This window comes from Achromobacter sp. RT286_PF (assembly GCF_059760425.1).
On sequence record NZ_JCBAMR010000092.1, the window covers coordinates 1 to 359 of the forward strand.

1 pseudogene is annotated in these 359 nt (G+C 68.2%); it reads left to right on the forward strand.

The features are described from left to right. Positions 1–359: pseudogene (locus tag AC6LJY_RS27990) on the forward strand (type VI secretion system Vgr family protein); the annotation flags it as partial.

Sequence of the window (359 nt, forward strand, 5' to 3'; positions counted from 1 at the left end):
CTGCTGGGCTTGCGCCGCGATGCGCGCATGGCCCAGGTGCACGGCGACGACGCACGGCTAATTCCCGGCGTGGCGTTCGACCTGACCGGCCACCCGCGTGATGACTGGAACCACGGCTGGCGCCCGGTGCGCATGCGCCACCACGGCATCCAGCACAGCAGCCAGGAAGAAGACGGCGCGGGCGCCGAGCAAGGCACGCGCTATGGCTACACGGCCGACATCGTGCCCGACAAGGTCGACTGGAAACCCGCGCCCAGCCGCAAGCCGCTAGTGGACGGCCCGCAGATCGCCAGCGTGGTCGGCCCGCCCAATGAAGAAATCTACTGCGACGAATTCGGCCGCATCAAGGTGCAGTTTCC